At 32.6% G+C, this 19,417-nt stretch carries 15 protein-coding genes; 1 reads left to right on the top strand and 14 read right to left on the bottom strand.

Features of this window, described 5'->3' with window-relative positions:
• Positions 1 to 129: 129 nt before the first annotated feature.
• The 8 genes from AC2H4K_RS04475 to AC2H4K_RS04440 all read right to left on the bottom strand — a co-directional run bounded on the left by AC2H4K_RS04475 (position 130) and on the right by AC2H4K_RS04440 (position 6,652).
• Complete coding sequence (locus AC2H4K_RS04475; protein ID WP_281138590.1) at positions 130 to 1,239, bottom strand: tetratricopeptide repeat protein; 1,110 nt, start codon at positions 1,237 to 1,239, stop codon at positions 130 to 132.
• Positions 1,236 to 2,720, bottom strand: coding sequence for an AraC family transcriptional regulator (locus tag AC2H4K_RS04470; protein WP_281138589.1), 1,485 nt, complete (start codon positions 2,718 to 2,720; stop codon positions 1,236 to 1,238). Before AC2H4K_RS04470 ends, AC2H4K_RS04475 begins: the two co-directional genes overlap by 4 nt.
• A gap of 163 nt (positions 2,721 to 2,883) precedes the next feature.
• Positions 2,884 to 3,219, bottom strand: a complete 336-nt coding sequence (locus AC2H4K_RS04465) for a hypothetical protein (RefSeq protein WP_281138588.1) — start codon at positions 3,217 to 3,219, stop codon at positions 2,884 to 2,886.
• A gap of 220 nt (positions 3,220 to 3,439) precedes the next feature.
• Positions 3,440 to 3,604, bottom strand: a complete 165-nt coding sequence (locus AC2H4K_RS04460; RefSeq protein WP_281138587.1) for a hypothetical protein — start codon at positions 3,602 to 3,604, stop codon at positions 3,440 to 3,442.
• A gap of 46 nt (positions 3,605 to 3,650) precedes the next feature.
• On the bottom strand, positions 3,651 to 4,082 hold the full coding sequence (locus AC2H4K_RS04455) for a hypothetical protein (protein ID WP_493742903.1): 432 nt from the start codon (positions 4,080 to 4,082) through the stop codon (positions 3,651 to 3,653).
• 148 nt (positions 4,083 to 4,230) lie between these two features.
• Positions 4,231 to 4,854, bottom strand: coding sequence for an SMI1/KNR4 family protein (locus tag AC2H4K_RS04450; protein ID WP_281138585.1), 624 nt, complete (start codon positions 4,852 to 4,854; stop codon positions 4,231 to 4,233).
• Positions 4,855 to 4,968: 114 nt separating this feature from the next.
• Entirely contained in the window at positions 4,969 to 5,880 is a 912-nt protein-coding gene (locus tag AC2H4K_RS04445) for a helix-turn-helix domain-containing protein (RefSeq protein WP_493742902.1), read from the bottom strand.
• A 10-nt stretch (positions 5,881 to 5,890) separates the two neighbouring features.
• Positions 5,891 to 6,652, bottom strand: a complete 762-nt coding sequence (locus AC2H4K_RS04440) for an SDR family oxidoreductase (RefSeq protein ID WP_493742901.1) — start codon at positions 6,650 to 6,652, stop codon at positions 5,891 to 5,893.
• Between the two features lie 121 nt (positions 6,653 to 6,773).
• Between AC2H4K_RS04440 and AC2H4K_RS04435 the strand changes: the two genes are divergently transcribed.
• Positions 6,774 to 7,634, top strand: coding sequence for a zinc-dependent peptidase (locus AC2H4K_RS04435; RefSeq protein WP_281138582.1), 861 nt, complete (start codon positions 6,774 to 6,776; stop codon positions 7,632 to 7,634).
• Positions 7,635 to 7,690: 56 nt separating this feature from the next.
• Here AC2H4K_RS04435 and AC2H4K_RS04430 read toward each other — a convergent pair whose 3' ends face one another.
• From AC2H4K_RS04430 to AC2H4K_RS04405, 6 genes are all read right to left on the bottom strand, one after another.
• A complete protein-coding gene (locus AC2H4K_RS04430; protein WP_493742900.1) occupies positions 7,691 to 8,278 on the bottom strand; it encodes a hypothetical protein in 588 nt (195 codons plus the stop codon).
• Between the two features lie 65 nt (positions 8,279 to 8,343).
• Entirely contained in the window at positions 8,344 to 9,378 is a 1,035-nt protein-coding gene (locus AC2H4K_RS04425; protein ID WP_493742899.1) for a nucleotidyltransferase family protein, read from the bottom strand.
• A 30-nt stretch (positions 9,379 to 9,408) separates the two neighbouring features.
• The gene (locus AC2H4K_RS04420; RefSeq protein WP_493742898.1) at positions 9,409 to 10,533 is read right to left on the bottom strand and encodes a hypothetical protein; all 1,125 of its coding nucleotides are present in this window, start codon (positions 10,531 to 10,533) and stop codon (positions 9,409 to 9,411) included.
• Between the two features lie 15 nt (positions 10,534 to 10,548).
• The gene (locus AC2H4K_RS04415) at positions 10,549 to 10,716 is read right to left on the bottom strand and encodes a hypothetical protein (protein ID WP_281138578.1); all 168 of its coding nucleotides are present in this window, start codon (positions 10,714 to 10,716) and stop codon (positions 10,549 to 10,551) included.
• Between the two features lie 373 nt (positions 10,717 to 11,089).
• The gene (locus tag AC2H4K_RS04410; protein ID WP_281138577.1) at positions 11,090 to 15,343 is read right to left on the bottom strand and encodes a T9SS-dependent choice-of-anchor J family protein; all 4,254 of its coding nucleotides are present in this window, start codon (positions 15,341 to 15,343) and stop codon (positions 11,090 to 11,092) included.
• 343 nt (positions 15,344 to 15,686) lie between these two features.
• Positions 15,687 to 19,265: a T9SS type A sorting domain-containing protein gene (locus AC2H4K_RS04405; protein ID WP_281138576.1), complete on the bottom strand. Its 3,579-nt coding sequence runs from the start codon at positions 19,263 to 19,265 to the stop codon at positions 15,687 to 15,689.
• Between the last annotated feature and the right edge of the window lie 152 nt (positions 19,266 to 19,417).

Here is a 19,417-nt window from a genome sequence, read left to right as displayed (position 1 = left end):
GCTTTTTTGTATTCGGTAAAATTTCAAGTTTTAGAAAATATAAAAGGATGCTTAAATATTTGTAGGTCAATTGTTTGTGTTTAGGAAGTGAAAACACAGAAGAATTTTTAGCTTTAGGTTAAGAAATGCTTATTTTTTATATCTTTTTAAGATATTCCATGATAATACTGCAATAAAAATGATTAATAAGGCAGAACTAATAATAAAAATAAGTTTCGTTTTGTCTTGTTGTTTTTCAATTATTGATACCTCATAATCAAGCATACTTTTTTGTAGGGATAAAAGTGATTTTTGCTGTGTTTCTGTAATCTCTTTTTTTACCTCTCTAAACCGTTCATTATATAGTTTATGGTCTTCCAGATTATTGAGTTGCAAATTAGTTTTTGCTAAGGATCTGTATATTTCTAGCTCGAGCTTTTTTATACTGTTTTCCCTAACATATTCCAAGGCTTTGGTTAGGTAATTCATGGCACTTTCAAAATCTTGCCTTTGTTCACATATTTGAGCACGTCCCCAAAAGGCATGAGCTAAAATACCACTGGAATAGTTTTGCTCTCCATAATCTATTGCCTTAATAAAACTAGAATCAGCTTTAACCAACTGTTTGATTTGTAAATAACAAGTTGCTTTTTGATTCCAAGCTTGGGCAATGTTTCCTCTAGAATAATTGCTGTCTGGATACGTAACAAATATTTGTATCGCTTGGTCAAAAAAATCTTGTGCAAAAGCACAGTCTAAATTATGTTTATAATTGATTCCTTTCAATAAAAAGATATTCCCCAAAAGCGGTTGTATATCTTTTGAAAGTGAGCCAGTTTGAGAAAGCTTATCTGCTTTGTCTAAGTATATCCAGGCTTCATCATTCATGCCTATTGAGAGGTATTGACTTCCTATGAATGCTAAGGTTTTTATTTGATTGATGGAATCCTGAGATTGTAATGCTATATCGTAAGCTTTACGAGAGAAGCTAATAGATTTGTCATATTGATTTTGTGCAGCATGGCCATTTGCTATGACGATGAGAGCCTGTAATTGAACTTTGGGTAATTTTTTTTCTCTAGCTAATTCATATAAAGAGTTTCCCTTTTCAATAGATAATTCTGGATGTGTGTAGACTAAAAAAGAGGCTTCTTTAAATAAGCTATCAATACTTTTAGTGTCTTCTTGAGCTATTCCTGAAATGGAATTTCCAAGAAGGAAAACAAATAATTGTATGATGTAAATTTTTTGACGCATCATATCCTGTTATTTTTTTCTTTTTTTTGAAGTCTTGAGATATAAGCTGTTGGTGATTCTCCTGTGTGTGACTTAAACGTAGTAGCAAAGGTACTGTGAGACACAAATCCACTTTCTTTAGCTAAATAGCTAATTTTATATTTTCGATAGGTAGGTTCTTCAGCTAATTTTTTCTGTATGTAATCAATTCGAAGTTGATTTATATAACGTGTAAAGCTTACTTCTTTCTCAGTATTGATTATTTCAGAAAGATATTTGGTGTTTGTATTTAGTTTTTTTGCCATGGAAGTTAATGAGATTCTTGCATCTAGAAATTCCATATTTTTTTCAAAAGCATTCAGTTTTTGAATAATTTGATATTTTGTATCGTCAGGAATAACAATGGTTTTACTTTCATGCTCTTGAGGTTTTACAAGATCGTTATTCGATTTATGATCAGTATCACCACCTGTTTTTTTCTTTTCTAAAACATGCTGTCTTACTCGGTAAAAGATAAGAAAGGCTACTATCAAGGATAATATGGTTAGGATTATAATCCCTTTAATTTTATTACTTTCACCTTTTTGGTTGACTGTCTTTTTTTGATATTTCAGCATTCGGGCATACAGTGCAATATGGGCTTCTTTTTCTATGTTAATTAAAGAATCTTCAAGCGCATTAAATTGCTCATCATAGTCTAGATATTTTTCAAAATCACCCAAGGCGTAATAATCACGAGAAGCAATTTCGAAAAGTTGCTTTCTTAATTCAGTAGTTTTAACTGAATTTTCCAAAGGCATCAATGTAGTTAATAAGGCTAAGGATTCGTTGTATGCTTCTTTATCATATAAAAACTTTGCTTGTAATTTTTTAGAGATATGCTTGAGAAGTTGTGGTGAAGATGTGTCTGTAAAGGCACTGTCAAGTTTTTCAGAAGTCTCTAAAGAGTTTTCTGCTAGAGCCAATCTCGATAAACCGATTAGGCAAGATGAAAGTTGCGTATGAGGTAAGGATTTGTAGGCATCTAAACTTTTATTAAAACAAGAGGTTGCTTTATCTTGATTTTTAAGATTCGCTTCTATAAGTCCTTGTTCAAAATAAAACCGCCCTTTTAAGTCTTTGTCTTTTGGTATAAATTCAAGTGCTTGTTTTGCTTTATCTAATAAGCCTAATTGCCGATATAATGAAGCAAATAAGATGCTGTTTTTATTTTTAAGTTTTTGATTTGGAAAAACATCCAGAGCTTCTTTGGTATTAAATAAACAAGTTATGGCTGTTTTATAGTCGCTAAGCAAAAGTCCGCTTTCAGCTAAAATAAGCTGAGCTTTCAAATTTTTTTCAGAGGGACTAGAAGTCTTTTTAATTATATAATCTGCAATCTTTATAGCTTCTTGAGGTTGGTCATAGAGTAGCCAAGAAGCTTTGTTTAATAAAATGTCGTCTTCAGATTGCGAATGGATTTTAGTTGTTGCAAGAAAAAGACTTACACATATTAGTAAAAACAAAAAATGTTTAGTAGGGTAGAACTTTAAATTAAGTGAATTTTGCAAATTATTGCCTCAATATTTTTAAACCAGTCTAATCGCAAATATACACTTTATTTAGGTCAGGGTTTTCAGAAGTAGGCGAGAATAAGCAATTAATTATACACGTTTTTACCCAACGTTTTTATGTTCCGTGCTGGATGACCTCAATTACCATATCATTCTCAAAAGTCAGTTTTAATAAGTCAGGATCCAAATTACCTGGACTCGGAATAAATTCTAGATAATAGGATATTGTGTTTTCAGAGTTTGATATATAATCTTCTCCAAGTAATTCCGTTACCTCGATTAAATTTTTTCCAATAAGTATTCCACTATCAATTAGATCTTTTGACATAGTAAATCTTTGCTCCTTATCAGTTTTCCAGATTTCTTTATCAAACTTGATTTTGGTGTATGTTTGTTCCCAAGCTGAAAAGTCAATGGCTTCAAAGTCATTTACAAATAAAAAATAGTACAAAAATCCAGTTAGCAAGATTATCCCTGTTGTAATTCCGGTATATTTTATTTTTTTATTAGTCATTTTTAAATGTTGGGTAACGGTCTCGGCTATGAATAGTTTCGTGGGTTAGCACGGACTTTTGCAAGTACACACGAAGCTGAAAATTCCGCAGGAATTTTCAGGATAAGCCTGTAATAGCAATTGTTTATAGCCAATGTTGTTTGAGGTTTTTATTCGTTTAATTTCTCGGAAAAACAACAATTATATTACCTTTTGAATCGATCATTTTGCCATTCTCTAATTCAATTTTTTCGGTTAGAGGTAATTGAGATAATTTCTCCACGATTGTTTTAGTTAATAATTTTATTTCGTCAGAAGGATTGGTAATTCCTTCTTCTTGCATTTGCAGTCGGGTTTTATAAATTCCGAGATAATGTTTTACATCTAAACTAACCATCTATTGAAACTCCAACTTGTTTGTTATTCTCAAAATGAACATTAAAAAAATAGTATGGGTCATTTTTTTGTTGAAAAGCCACTTCAAATCCTTCGTCTCTAACGGAAATTCCTTTCAGGTCAAAATGCTTTTCAATTGATTCAAATTCCATTTCTGCATTTGCATATTGTTCCTTAAGAGCCTTTTCCGATTCAGATTTGATTTCCGTTTCGTTATTCAGAGCATTGAGTAAAATCCGTTTTTGGTTTTCGGCAATTCCGTCTTTGTTTCCTGCAATGAGTATTTCAATGTCAGAGTTAAAATATTTTTTATTTACCTGCCAACCAACATCATTTCCTCTTGTGCTAAAACTCTCGATTTCTCCAAAATCAGAGTCAGTCGTTTTTAGTTTTTTACTTCCAAATAGATTTCCAAAGAATCCCATTCATTTTGTTTTTAGTTAGGTTGCTTAAATTACACACAACGTATTTGTGTATGATTTTTTGCGGGAAAGGACGCGAGTCGTTTTCCGATGTTGCGGAAAGATAATTAATAAGATTGAATTTCTGGCGAGGAAATTCAGCCGCAATTAATTATACGCCTTGTTGTAGCCAGTTTTTATCTAATAAATATTGATTTAACTCTTCTATTAACCAATCACTAAAAGATTTTCTTTGAAATGATTTAAATCTATCACTCCATTTTTTTCCGTTATATGGTAGAATTTCTCCATTTGATGGATATTCCCAAATCCAAACATTTCCATATTCAGCTCCTTTTATAACTAAGAATATGTAGTTGCCACAACCAGTGTTTTTTAATATAATCTGACCGTTATATAATTCATCAAAATCAAAATTCAATTCTTGCAATCTTAAAAAATCATAATCACCAATATTTACGTGCTCTTCTAAATCTTCATTTTCGTTAATATCGATAAGCGCTTTTTTAAGTGGGAATTTTTCAGATATTCTATCAGATTTACTAACTCGATGAATATAGTGGTTAATATTTAAAAAATTTAAATTCATAAATCCACCATTTCCAACTTGTATGATAAAATCACGATAATCTTTAGGTAATTTTAGGTCAAATTTATTTTCAAACTTTAAAACTTCCTTTTCATTGACCATCTTATTGAAGTTACACTTTTGATTTGAGTATTTTTCAATTAAATGAATTTTATTCCTAATGGTTTGAATTTTTTCTTTTTCCATTTGTTCGAATTGGCTACAACAATTGAATATACTCATTAACTATATCTAACTTATATTAACATTAGCTAATCTAATGATTTTTAGAAGAAAAGGTGATGTAATTCAAGACTAATATCAATTAAAAGACGCTCTAAACTCAGAAGGCGAGTGGTTGGTTTTGTTTTTAAAAAGCTTACTAAACGATTGGGAGTGCTCAAAACCTAATAGATAAGCTATTTCACTTACAGTAAGCTCTGTTGTAGATAGCATTTCCTTAGCTTTAGAAACAAGCTTTTCGTGTATGTATTGTTGGGTGTTGAGTCCTACAACAGATTTTAAAGTACTGCTAAGATAATTTGGTGAGATATGCAGTTTGTCTGCCACAGCTTGTACGGTGGGTAATTGGGTTTGGTTTTCAAAATAGTCGTTCAGAATAGTATCTAGCTTAGACAAAATTTCATGATTGTTTTTCTTTCTGGTGATGAATTGTCTTTCGTAAAAGCGTTCGGCATAATTGAGCAATAATTCAATTTGGGAAATAATAATATTCTGACTGAATTTGTCAATATTAGCTTGGTATTCCTGTTTAATATTTTCTAATAAATCGGATATGGTTTTTTGTTCCTTTTCAGACAAGAACAATGCTTCGTTTAATGAATAATTAAAAAAATCATACCTGTTTATCTTTGTAGCCAAACTGGTATTCCACAAAAAGTCTGGATGTATAAGAAGAATCCAACCTGTAGGCACTTTATTAGTGTCATTAGGTACATACTTAATATTCAGGATTTGGTTTGGTGCAAAGAACGACATTAGGCCATCATCAAAGTCATAATCTTGTATACCATATCTGTACTTGCCAGGAACATCCTTTTTTAACGCAATAGAGTAGTAGGTTTGTAGCCAACTAATATTGTTGTATTCTGGTTTGTGGATCATGGCTTTGTAGTCGATAAGGCTTATCAAAGGGTGTTGCGGTTTTGATAAGCCTCTGACTTTATGAAAATCACTAATGGATTTTATCTTGTATATAGTGTTCTTTTTCAAAGCTGTTATTTTAAAGGAAAATACCTCCTGAAGCTTCAATTCGTTGTCCGTTAATCCACTCAGCATCTTCGGTACATAAAAAGGCTACAATACCACCTATATCTTTTGGTTCACCAACTCTACCTAAAGCTGTAGCATTAGAAACCGCAGTACGCTTTTGCTCGTTGGTTTTATTCTCGCCTCCGCCAAAGTCGGTGGCTATAGCACCAGGAGCAACGACATTAGCTCGTATTTTACGTGGTGCTAATTCTTTTGCTAAATACCTTGTAAACACTTCTACAGCAGCTTTCATTGAAGCATAAGCAGAAGAGTTAGGAAAGCTAAATCTAGCCAATCCTGATGAGATATTAATGATTCTTGCTTCATCATTCAAGAAATTTAAGGCTTTTTGGGTTAAAAAATAAACTCCTTTAAAATGAATATTAAACATGTCGTCTAATTGTTCTTCTGTCGTTTCGGTAAATGGAGTGTAGATGCCTGTACCAGCATTATTGATTAGAAAATCGAATTTAGAATTACCTGTTGCACTCTCTAAATAATCTTTTAGTTCTTCAAAGAATTTATCAAAAGTAGCCGTCTTACTTGTGTCTAGCTTTAAAGCGTGAGCTTTCTGACCCAACTGTTCAATTTCTGATACAACTTCATCAGCAGCTGCTTTATTAGTGTGATAAGTGATAATAACGTCAATCCCTTTTTCGGCAATTTTTAAAGCCATATTTTTTCCTAAGCCACGACTTCCACCTGTAATTAGAGCAATTTTATTTCTTTTCATGTTGTAATGTTTTTGTTGGTTCAAAATTCAACATTAATTTATCTATAAATGTAGCCAAATCCAAAGTATCTGTAGCCATTATCTAGAAGCCACATTTTATGAAATTATTCTATATTTAGACATGATATATTTCGCCCTAATTCAAGACGAAGGACTTAGTCCTATTGCCGAACTTGTTTTGTTGGTTATTTTTTTTGTTGGTATCGCAACTATTGTACTTTATAAAACCTTTCTTTATATAGAAAAGCTTTATGCCTTAAGAAGATACAAACCCTTTTACATCAATAGAGTTGTGTTTTCAGACAAGTTAGAGGAAGCTCATCGGTCTATATTAGAATCTGACTTTTCTTTTTATCAAAATCTATCTAAAGCAGATAAGACTATTTTTCGGCATCGCTTATCTAAGTTTATAAGCGATAAGACTTTTACAGGTAGAGAAGGAATTGTACCTAACGATGAAATGAAAATTTTAATTTCATCAACAGCTGTGATGTTAACTTTTGGATTTAGAGATTATCTAATTGACTTGATTGAGCATGTCATCATATATCCAAAAGCTTACTACTCTAAAATTAATGACACTTTGCATAAAGGTGAAATGAATCCGCAACTTAAGACTATTGTATTTTCGTGGGAAGATTTTAAACACGGTTACAAAATAGGTGACGATAACTTAAATTTGGGTATTCATGAGTTTGGACATGCAATTCACCTTAATGCTTACAAAGGTGATGATATTAGTAGTATGATTTTTAATATAGGTTTTGAAAACCTCACTACGTATTTACAAAATAATGAAGATGTAAGGAAAGAATTAATCGCCTCGAGATATTTTAGAGAGTACGCTTATACAAATCAGTTTGAATTTTTTGCAGTCTTGTTAGAAAACTTTATAGAGACTCCCTTAGAATTCAAAACTCAATTCCCGGAGCTTTATAATTATATAAAACAAATGTTGAATTTTGACTTTGCTCACTACTAAAAAGAAAAAAGCTTCATAAATGAATATGAAGCTTTTCAAATATCTTTTTAGAAATCTTACAATACAAATACAGCCATTAAACTATATTGGAAATGGTTATTAGGATATTCATAACTTTCTTTACTACTGTTTAAACCAAATTTAGCCATTGCTTGAGGTTTAAAACCTATAGTTTTTCTTCTGTTTAACCAAAGCGTAGCTCCTCCTCCGAAGTTGAAAGACATATTTGTGTCATCAAAAACAAAAAGACCAACTCCACCAGCAACATAAAAATCTAACCAATCAGTCCTTGGGAATATATATTCACCAAAGTAATATTTAAGATTAGTATCTATAGCAACATAAGTTAAATCTTCTTTTGGTGGTCCTGCGGCGTCTAATCTTTGGTTTGCAGCAACACCATTGACACTAAAGACAGCTTCTATAGAAAAGACATCAAACCATTTAGTTTCAAATCCAAATGTTAAAGGAAAGCGATAGCCCCAATCCCCAATTCCTTCAACAGGGTTACGAGTTCCTAATGAGTTTACGGTATTTAAGCCTACTGAAAACAGCCATTCATTTCTATCTATAGATCTTACAGATTGTGCTATAGATATCAAAGTAAAGCAAGAAATAAAAAGTGTGAGAAGTGTTCTTTTCATGTTTTTTCTGAATTAGAAATTCGTCTTTAATAGATTCAAAAATAGTATATTCTATGTAAAATCAGCTATTTCTTAAAAAGAAATCTCAAATTTAAGATATGTTTTCGGTAAGATACGTTGTTTACAATCAAAATCAGCCTCTTCTTTATATTTAAATAAGCGTATTTAGCTGGTTTTAAAACTTTTCTAAATATTTTTTTTTCTACATAATTATTGTGACTTTCGGTATAAGACTCCATAAATGAGTTGCAATTTACAGACGAGAAAGCTTGAAAATAAAATTTTGCAGTAGCTAAGTAACCTTGCCCAAATTTAGTTTCAAATAAATCAGATATTAATTCTTTGTCAGAAAAAGCATTTAAAACAATACTGTCATAAAATAATTTGAAACTTATGGATCTAAAATAATAGCCATAATTATTTGTTTGCCAGGCTATAATTTGATGTTTATTTATGTAGTAATCATTTGGAATAGTGATGTTGTTTACTATTTTTTTACTGTTAAAGACAGAATCTAAGTCTATCAAATCTCTATTAGGATTTTCTAGCAACTCACTATGTAACTCTATGGCAGCAAGCTCTTTTTCTGAAATTAATCTGTCTAGGTGCCTAAAATCTTTATTGTCGTAAGCAAAACCAGAGGTTTTATTGTATCCATTGTTTTTTAATAAATCAAAAGCTTCTAATATTTGATGCTTTTTTACTAAAATATCTATATCACCAACCATACGTTCAGCATTATCTTTATAGTACCCTGAAGCTAATAATGCTGCACCTTTTAAGAAAACGTGTTCAATACTATGTTGATTTAAAATTTGTGATATTGATTTTATCTGCTTTAGTAAGGTTACGTTTCTATTTCTGTTTATGTTTGTTATATATTCTAAATAGCTTTGTAACTCTTCAGGTAAATAGGATAGAAGTTTTTTGTCTTTTAACCTACAATATATTGTTGGTAATACTACTTGTTGACTACCTTTAACAACAATACTGTCCCAATCAAAGTTTGGGTTTGAAAATTCAAGGGCTAAACTAGATTCATTAGATTCAGTAGCTAAGATATCCGCAATGATTTTATAAGTTTTAGCTAGATTACCCATATATGATTTTTCTAATAAAGAGTACCTTACTTATCTCAAGCTTTTGAATAGACTTGAAATTTCTTTAATGACGCTCTGATTATCACTGTAATGTAATTTATAAAATTCTACATTTTCCAACCAATCTAAAAATTGTTTAGCATGAATTGTATTGTGTGAAACCCAAGATTCAGGAATTATTGTTTCTAAAACCTCTTTCATAGATATTTCTTCCAAAATAGTATCGGAACCTTTAGTATAATTTACAGAAACAATGGCCTTGCAGGGGTAACAATCTTTTTGAGGAGGAGTGAATGGTATGTACTTGATTTGCCCTTTAGACTTGTTGAATTCTGTAATTGGCAGATTATCAAAATCAGGTACTATATTTTTAAGAACCTCAAAAGAACCTTCCTTTATTGAAAGCGCTGATGGGTTAGCATAAATATATTTGTCTTCAGATCTCAAAGGTGAAACATCGTCCGCAACTAAATTAAAGCCAGAAGCACATAATATGGCACATAGGGTACTTTTTCCTTTACCAGATTCTCCAACAAATAGAACAGAAGAATCATTATCGGTAATTGTAGAGCCATGAAAAGTACCAATCCAATCAGCCTCTTCAAGGTCGTAAATACTACAAAGTAATTGGATGGCAAACTTACCTTGTATAATATGATACGCTCTTTTTGGAGAAGAGATTACCCATTTTTTATTTTTAAATAAGTGGAGTTCACCATCTTGTAAAAAAAAATCGAAAACGGTATTAGGAATATCATTTGTTTCTTTTATTTCTAGATGAGATAAAGACGGATGAATGGTTTTTAATACTAATTCAGAATCGTAGTTTATCTGAATCATCAATTTATTGATTTTGTAAAACCGTTTGAAGTTTCTTTTGGTATTATTAAAATCTATTGAAGTTTTAGAAGCTGAAAAAGATACAGTGTTGCAACTCTTAAGATAATTATTGATTGTTTCAATAATTGATTTGATGTCTAAGTTTTCGCTTTGAAGATAGGAGGCAAAGTCTTCAATGTTTTCAGACTGTAGGTAAAGTTCCAGTATCGTATTGAACGAGTAATCAACAATACTGTAGGTATTGGAAGATTGATACCATAAAACACAAAAGTCACCAAACATTCTTTTATATGTTGGTGATAGGCTATTATTCAATGCAAAATGTGATTATTAATCAAAAGGGTTCCCACCTGTATCATCTGGAGGTGTTGATGATTGAGCTGCCTTAAGAGGATTTAAAACTACAAACGTACCAATAGCGGTCAATGCAGCATATTTGCCCATTTTGCTAATAGCTTCTTTACGAGTAATTTTATCTAGGTTATTTTCTTTCTTCATGGATATGGCCTAAATTTGATTCAAATTTAACAAAATAATTCAGTTTTTAAAGTAAATATGAAAAAGGTTTACAATAAATTAAATTTCTTAACTTGTTTAAAGATAGGGTTTTTTATTAAAAAAAGTTTAAACGTATTATCTTTTCTCTAAGGTCTCTAATATTTTACAACGGAAGTTTTATTAGGTATATGTTTTACTTTTCTACTCTTTGTCATAGTATAAAAGGGAATAACTGTAACAGTTAATTGTTGTTCATAACTGAAAAATATCACCCTTATTTATACTAGTAAAAAATTATGAGATAATTTTAAGTAAAAAAAGAGCACCAATTTATAGTACTCTTTTCTTATCATGGACTTTTTATTAAATTCTTTTATCTTAAAATTACTTTTTGAGTTTTAGTTTGTGAATTATTGTTGAGTTCAACAATATACACACCGTTACTTAAACTGCTAGCATCTATACTTTGGGAATTTTTAGTGTTTAATAGTTGAGTAGTTTGTATTATTCTACCCTGTATATCATAAATGTTTACAGTGGTTTTTTTCGTTAATTGACCTTGGATAACAATGGTGTCATCACCTTGATTAGTATAAATATTAAGAGTTTCTAAATCATTATTTATTGTAGATAGTGTAGAATTAACAAAATTTAAGAAGAATCGACCTGTGCCATTAAGTGTTGTGTTAGGAGTTAAGGTATAATCTCCATAGGTCAGTAATGTTGAGGTGTTTTCAACGGTATCTTCTAAATAAATATCAATATTAGCAGGTATTGTATTTGTTGTAATGCTAAATGTAATCTGCTCTCCTTGATTAGCGTTTACACCCAAAGGTATAGTAACATTATTGTAATCTGTTTCACCTAAAGATTGTATAGCCATAGGAATACCTGTATTGTCAGTCACAAGATGTGAATAAATTGCGAAAGAAGGTATTGTGCTTGAGTAAAGACTAGAATCATAACCAGGGTCAAGACCTTGAGTAGAGAACTCAGTAAAATAAAAATCGGTGGAGAATGATGATGAGTTATTACTCAACGATAAGGTTATGTTACTTACAGTTTCAGTACTTCTACCAGCGATGAAATCATCAGTACTACCAAAAGTTCTAGATGTTGAGTTAAAAGTTACCATGCTATTTTCGTTTAGAGATGATACATAAAACCCTTGACCAGGTGCAATAACAGCACCAGGGTTTGCTAACGCATAGGCATTATTCCATACCACCCAAGGGTTGGAATCTGCTCCATTATAACCATAAACACCAGAACTATAGGTGTCAAATAGAGATGAGTTTTCTGTTAAGAAGTCACTTAGTGAAATGTAAGAAGGGTAAGGGTTTCCGATTAAGTTCCAGTTGCTTTGTGTTTCGTTTTGGATAGAAACCGTAACATCCGTAGTTTCAACATTACCAGTAAAAGTGTATGGACCACCTCCATTAGAGCCTGTTCTGTAACCTACTCCAGCATCTAGAGTAGAAGCATCGTTATCAGTATCGTAATAAAGCACATATTCATTATTAGAAGTATCAAAGGGACCAAATAAATAGTAAGGACCAACATCTCCAATAGTACCTGATAGTATGTTAGGGTTGGCGGTTTTGAAATCACCGAAAGTTTGTCCCGTTAGTGGAGCGCTAATTAAATCATTATCTCCAGTTGTTGTTCCTGATTCAGCAGCACTGTTTATATAACGAGAATAATTAACCGTACCAGTTACGGTACCATTCACAATTAAACTAGAGTAACTCGTTGAGGTTGATTCTAAAAGTAAGACGTCGTTCACAGTTAATATAACTTCACTATCTATGGTTAAACCTGCGCCTGGATTTACAGTGATAGAATTTATGTTTGTGTCTGAAGAAATTGTAGCATTACCAGATTCTATAACAATATTTTCTGATGCCGTAGAAGTGCCATCAGGATTACTTGGTGACCATACTCCGTCATTATAGGTGTATGTGGTTGGGCCACAATTTGCAGTATGAACACCTAAATTGCTTACGTCATCTTGTGGAAAACTGGTCCATTCACTATCCAAAGTAGAGAAAGGACAATTTGAACCCGAATCATTTAATATGCCACCACAGATATTTGAGTTTCTAATTAAAGTCTCATCTTGGGTAGTGTTGCTACTGCCACTCCAATAGCTTCCAGGATCACAGCCAATATTACCAAATATATCTATTATTGTTCCGTTATGTTTTAAAACAATAGCATCATTACCATTAAAGTTAACAACTGTAGAGGTATATGTAGTTAGAGAACCATGTATGTTTGCGGAGTTGTTTCTTAATACTATCACTTCTCCATCAGCTAAAGTAGAAGGAAAACCAGATGTGAAATCTTCTGTATTGGTAGGTGACGTAGCTCCATTTGAATAGAGTTCAACAGAATAATCCGTTAGAATTACATTTGCACCTGTGCCATTGTATATTTCTATATATTTATTACTTGCTGAACCTTCAATGTATTCTGATATAAATAAATCGGTAGCGCCTACAGGAACTTCAATAATATTAAAAGCTTCACTTACAACATCTGTAAATAAGTCATCGGAAGCCGTAAGTGTTAAAGCGGTTCCTGTTGCAGTATGTGTTAAGTTTGAAAAAGTAGCTACTCCATTTGCCGCAGCTACAGTAACAGGAGTGCTGCTTAAAGTACCAGTTGAAGTTACAGAAATGTCAGAGGTGTACCCCAAATCAACATTACCATTAGTGTCAACAGCTGTAATGGAAACAGAGTCCATTATTTCGTTAACAATGGTCTCAGTTGGTTGCTCTGAAAAAATGATCTCAGTTGCTTCTACATCGATAGTAATGTTGTTTCCAATAATATCACCAAGAAGGAATGGATCTGAGAATCCAGAACCAGAATTATCAGATGAAAATCCACTAGAGCTTTCATTTATTTGAACTTGAATTACTGAGTTATCTATGATATTAGTTGTGTTTAAATAAATCCCTAAGAAAAACTCTAAAGCTGTGCCATTAGCGATAACAATCGGTGAAGCAAAATTCAAGATAATTTCTGTATCTGTAATGGTTGTAAAAGGTGTATAGTCTACAAGGTTCTCATCATACAGAGTAATTCCAGCGATAGCATTACTCCAGTCTGTAGAGTTATTTGCACCTGGTACAAAGCGCATAGTAGTTACATTTGTTGGTAAGCCGTCGGATGTTCCAAAATCTTCAATTATAAAACTAAAAACATCTTCTGAAGAACCGCTTGTGGTTACATCTGCGGCAACTATACTAGTGGCGCTTATCTGTGGGCTTGACTCATAAACTTCAGAATCATTATCTGAGCTTATGGCTTCATATACTTCAATATCGTCCAAATACCATGAATCACCCCAGTTTTGGGTTTGTACAAAAGCAATGTATATGGTTTGTCCATCATAAGCACTTAAGTCAACAATCTGTTGTGTGTAAGCAACATTATTAAAGTCAGTTTCAGTATAAGTTTCTACTACACTAAAACTTCCGTGATCAGTTTGTGAGGTAGTTGATACCCTTATAGAGTATTCTGTTCCGTAATCATTATCATATGAATTTTTAGAATAAAAGCTCAATGTGGTATTAGATAATACAGATAAGTCTAAGGGAGAAGTAACAAGCCAATCCTCCGTTTCCACACCTGCGTTTTCATCAGATACAACGGCTGCTACTGAACCAGAATTAGCATCAGAACTAGAAGTCCAATCTTCAGATGTCCCTTCATTGTTTGTTCCTCTGTAAGATGTCCAACATGTTGGAGGTACTCCGCTTTCAAACCCTTCAGTAAAAGGAAATGAAGAAATTGCTGAACATGGAGTAGTAGCCTCACCACTTAAACCTGTTGAATATTCAGCTCCATCATAAGAGTAAGCCATATAATAATAGGTAGTGTTTTCGGATAATCCAGTATGATTGTATGTGCCTGTGCCATTGCTGTTCACTAAAATCGTTCCGCCAGCAAAAGAAGTCCCAACAGCTGTTGGTGCACCACTAGGAGTTGTAAATGCATTGTCAGTGTTAAATAGAATGATAACGTTATCTTCACTGGTATTATCATCGTAAGCTAAATCTATCTGTGTTGAAGAGCTTGGTGAAGCAGAGAAAGTGTCTGGATTACTGGGGCCACTAGTAGGTGCTGTAATCTCAAATTGATCTATTATGAAACGTTCTTCACCAGAAGAAGTTATTCTGACTTTAATATTTTCAGAAGTGTTATTTAATGTATAAGAAAATTGAGAATATGTAGTGCTGCTAAAATTATTTATAGTTCCTATATTTATATAATTGCCATTATCAATGCTATACTCAATATTTATTGTAGATATGGCAGGGCTCCCGTCCCAATGCCTGTACCAAAAAGATATAGTACCTACCCCGCCGTCTAATCCATTACCGTCTGGTCCAATATATTCTAGGCTTGGACTTCCTGAGTTTCTTAGCCTAACCGATCTCCCGGTTGAACCCAAAGAATTAGATGAGCTTTCGCTAAGGCCATTAATGATTTGAAAGTCATTATGAACATAGTTACTATAAGAAGTTCCAAAATTGAAGTCAAAGTTTTCAATTACTTGCCCAAAGCCTAAACCACTTATTAAAAGTGCAAATAAGAAGCTGTAAAAATTTTTCATATGCAATTAAGTTAATTTTAGCATGCTGATTAAAATATTCAGAATGAGACCTTTTAAGAAAAAAGCTACAAAATATTACTAAACAACATTAGTTAAATGTTCTTTGTCTTAAATATGTAAAATCTAGGCTAAGTGTTTGATTACAAGGGGGTGACAAATATAGTAAACAGAGAATTTTCTCACGTTAAATAAGGTTAAGTTTCCATTACCTATGTTTACTTTTTGTTAAGTTGTGAATTTTAAGGATAAGTTTTTGAGAAATGAATAATTCTATTCAGTTATATAAAATAAAAAAGCGCATCTGTTAAGGATGCGCTTATAATTGTTGAGAGTTGTGATTTTACTATCTTAAAATCACTTTTTGAGTTCTATTACTTGTTGTATTTTGTAATTGTACTACATAAACACCAGATGTTAGATCAGAAACATCTATTCTCTGTTCGTTACTTTTGGTAGTTAATGCTTGAGAATTTACCAAACGACCTTGTATATCGTAAAGGTTAAAGGTTGTGTTACTATCTAACTGACCTTTAATAGTTATAGTTTTAGGATTAGATTCCGTATAAATTTCTAATCCATTCAATATGTTTTCTGTCGTGCTAAGTGATTCGCGAGACATATGTATGTAAAAACGACCAGTTTCTGTTAAAGTTGTGGATGGTGTAAATGTGTAATCACCATCTTTTAAGTTTGTGAACGTGTTAGTTATATTGTCTTCTAATATAATAGTAGCATCATCAGGTACAATTTCCTCAGCGATACTGATTGTAGCTTGTTCTCCTTGCGCAAGGTTAACTCCTAAAGGAATAGTAACATTGTTCAAATCCGTAAAACTAACTGTTTGTACAGCCATATCTTTACCTGTATTATTTTCAACAAGATGAGAATAAAGTGCGAAGCTAGGTGTTACGTTACCAAACATTGCTGTGTCATAACCATTATCCAGACCTAACGAAGCGTTGTTGTTAAAATAAAGATCGGTACTATAGAAATTATTTTCTTTTGAAAGTTTTAGCTTAACAAAAGCTAAATTTTGTTCAGAAGAAGATCTTCCCGCTATAAAGTCGTCGCTTGTACCATTAGTTCGCATAGAAGGGTCAAAAGTTATAGTTCCACCTTCAGGTTTAGACGATACATAGAACCCTTGTCCAGGAGCTATTTTAGCATTTGGATTCATATCAGAATACGCTTGGTTCCATATGGTGTAATGATTTGCAGGTGAAGCATTACCATTATAGCCATATATACCAGAAGTTTCAACTTCAAATTCACTACTGTTACTCGCTAAGAATCCAGAAAGCGTAACGTATGAAGGGTAAGGGTTTCCTATAAGGTTAAATATACTAGATGAACCCTGAGAAATAGGAATTGATTTGATATCTGTTAGCACAGAGCCAGAAAATTCAAAAGTAGATCCAGATGGTGTATCTGAAGCTGTTCTGTAGCCTATGCCAGACTCTAATATTTCAGAATCATCAGCAGGTGTGTAGATAACATAAGAATTAGTTTCATTATCAAATGGGCCGAATAAAAATGCTGGCTGACCATCTATAGTACCTGATGCTAAATCAGGATTGGTAGTTCTAAATGCTAAAAAAGTTTGAGAAGCATTAGTTACAGGAGGTGAAATAAGGTCGTTATCACCAGATGTAGTTCCAGGCGCTGCTAATTGGTTCACAAAACGATTATATATAATATCATTCTCTACAGTGCCATTAACAATTAAACTAGAATAGTTGTTGCTTATAGAGTTTAATTCAACATTACCACGATTCGTCAAACTTGAAATAAGCGTCATAGATTGTCCAAAACCAACAGTTGTTGTAGCACCTTCATTTACAATTAGATTATTTAATTGTACATCACCGGAAACATCATAGTTACCATCAATGACTAAAGCATCAAAAGCTCCTGTTGTTTCGTTTGGTTCAATATTGTTTGCCCAGCCATCTTCGTTAGTGTATATAAGACCATCAAATTCACTTACTACTCTGAAATTGTCAAAACCAGAATATCCTGTATCCCTATTGTTTTTTAATCTTATTTGAAGTGCAACACTTGTGGTTTCATTAGGAATATCAATTTTCACACGTCCAGATCCATCAATAGTAACAGTATCACCATCAAAAACAAAAACCCAACTACCACTAAAATCTGATCCATTTGTGGCAATTCTATATTGTACATCATTGCTTGCATAATCATACCCTATAACTTGCCAATCAAATTCAATACGGACATTAGAGTAATTACTTATATCAACGTTATCAAATGTTAATGTAGCAAAAACATTAGTCCCATCGTTTAGGTCGTTTTCACCAAATATATTTGTATCAAATAAAGGATTGTCTAAAGGTGAAGCGTTTGCTAATGCTATTTCTCCAAAATAACCGATAGGGTTTCCCCAATCAGAAACTGTTCCAAAGAATGCTGTGTCACTTGTGTATGACCAATTGGTAGTGGAGTCAAAATTTTGTTCTATGATGTTTACTAATGGACCATTAATATTAAATGAAGCACTAGTTCCCGAAATTGAATTTCCTGTTGCGACTAATGTGATATTGCTTTCTGTGTCAGAAAATACAACATTATCAAATGTAGCAAAACCATTTGTCATAGAGTAATTTTCTGCAATAATGCTACCGCTAGGTGATGCAGTTAAAGTTAAATCAGCAATATTGGAATCTACATCTAAGTTTAAATTAGAATCTACTGCTAAAATAGTTGGGAAAGGAACCATTACCTCATATTGGTTTCCGTCTGTTGGTTGCTGATCAAAAATAAATTGACTTGCCGTAACTTCAATACGGTTGTCATCTCCTGTTATTGAAGTTGCAGATCCACCTGCATTGGCCTGTGCAAAAAGAGAGCTTCCGGAAGCTGGGGATTCTACGGTATTTATAATAAGTTGTACTTGTTCATTATCTGTTACTGTTGTTTTGAAAGATCCTAATACTAGAAACTGTCTTGTTCCACCGTCTTCAGCACTTAAGTTCAATTCACTAAAAGTGGTAAAATCTGTAACCGAATCGATTTCAGAGACTATTGTAAAAGTAGATAAATCTAAAATTGCTAGTGTAGCTATGTTCTCACTATTTATTACTTCAAATTCAATTGAGCTTAAAGTAGTGCCAACTGTATCTCCATCAGAAGTATCTCCACCATCTCTTATTGTAAATGCACCTAGGTTAACAGCGTTAGAAAAATTAAGCCCTGATGTGGCAGTATAAGAAGTATAATCAATGTTTTGCTGAACTGGAAACAAACCAAATGTAGAAGTTATAATATCAGAATCAAAGCTATTGGTAGATGCAGTCGAGACTGATCCTAATAATCGAGCACCAGGATTAGGTATTCCTAAAGAACCTGTCCATGAAGATTCCGATATGATTCTCAACCAACCAAGTGAGGCAGAAGCTCCCCAAGCATAAAGACGAAAGGTTATAGTTCCTGAATTACCAGAAGATATACCAAGACTTGGAAAATTATATGAGGTCGTTGTACCAGAGGCTAGAGATTGAATAGACGTTAAAGGTATTCCTGCAGTAGAAAAGTTGTCTAAACTGTAGAAAATTTGCCAATTACTTGGGCCGTTAATATTTCTTCTTAATTTGATATCAATTTCGTCTAAATCAATTTCAAAAGTAGAATTGGCAGTTACAGACCACTGGATATAATCATTTCCAGATTGTGCAGTGGAGATATCTCCACCAACTGGCCAATACCCAGTAGTAAAAGCAGAACTGTTAGTTGTCATTGATACACCAGACCCTCTTGTAAATCCAACTGATGATATTGAGGGTATATTGTCTGTGTCAGTAGGACCTATAACATTAGACTGGTCTATTGTGACAATTGTAGATTGACTATAAACAATAGAAATGAAGAGTGTCAACAAGCAAAAAAGTAAGTGTTTTTTCATATTTTAAATTTTGTTTTATCTAAAATTACCAACATTATCTTATTGATAAGTAAGGGGTTTCAGTAAGTTTAGGATGGCTCAAAGGTAATATATTTTATGATAAAAAATCTTAGATAAACGGTATTTTTAAGAAAGATTTTTCTTACGTAAAA

It is taken from the genome of Winogradskyella sp. 266wxhm (assembly GCF_058964685.1).
Note: the sequence above shows the minus strand (reverse complement) of the source record. Positions and strands in the feature narration are given on the sequence as shown.

What these genes read in the sequence shown, in the direction of transcription:
- AC2H4K_RS04475 (WP_281138590.1), bottom strand. Translation starts at nt 1,239, where the DNA reads ATGATGCGTCAAAAAATTTACATCATACAATTATTTGTTTTCCTTCTT.
- AC2H4K_RS04460 (WP_281138587.1), bottom strand. Translation starts at nt 3,604, where the DNA reads ATGCAAGAAGAAGGAATTACCAATCCTTCTGACGAAATAAAATTATTA.
- AC2H4K_RS04455 (WP_493742903.1), bottom strand. Translation starts at nt 4,082, where the DNA reads ATGGGATTCTTTGGAAATCTATTTGGAAGTAAAAAACTAAAAACGACT.
- AC2H4K_RS04450 (WP_281138585.1), bottom strand. Translation starts at nt 4,854, where the DNA reads ATGGAAAAAGAAAAAATTCAAACCATTAGGAATAAAATTCATTTAATT.
- AC2H4K_RS04440 (WP_493742901.1), bottom strand. Translation starts at nt 6,652, where the DNA reads ATGAAAAGAAATAAAATTGCTCTAATTACAGGTGGAAGTCGTGGCTTA.
- AC2H4K_RS04435 (WP_281138582.1), top strand. Translation starts at nt 6,774, where the DNA reads ATGATATATTTCGCCCTAATTCAAGACGAAGGACTTAGTCCTATTGCC.
- AC2H4K_RS04430 (WP_493742900.1), bottom strand. Translation starts at nt 8,278, where the DNA reads ATGAAAAGAACACTTCTCACACTTTTTATTTCTTGCTTTACTTTGATA.
- AC2H4K_RS04425 (WP_493742899.1), bottom strand. Translation starts at nt 9,378, where the DNA reads ATGGGTAATCTAGCTAAAACTTATAAAATCATTGCGGATATCTTAGCT.
- AC2H4K_RS04415 (WP_281138578.1), bottom strand. Translation starts at nt 10,716, where the DNA reads ATGAAGAAAGAAAATAACCTAGATAAAATTACTCGTAAAGAAGCTATT.
- AC2H4K_RS04410 (WP_281138577.1), bottom strand. Translation starts at nt 15,343, where the DNA reads ATGAAAAATTTTTACAGCTTCTTATTTGCACTTTTAATAAGTGGTTTA.
- AC2H4K_RS04405 (WP_281138576.1), bottom strand. Translation starts at nt 19,265, where the DNA reads ATGAAAAAACACTTACTTTTTTGCTTGTTGACACTCTTCATTTCTATT.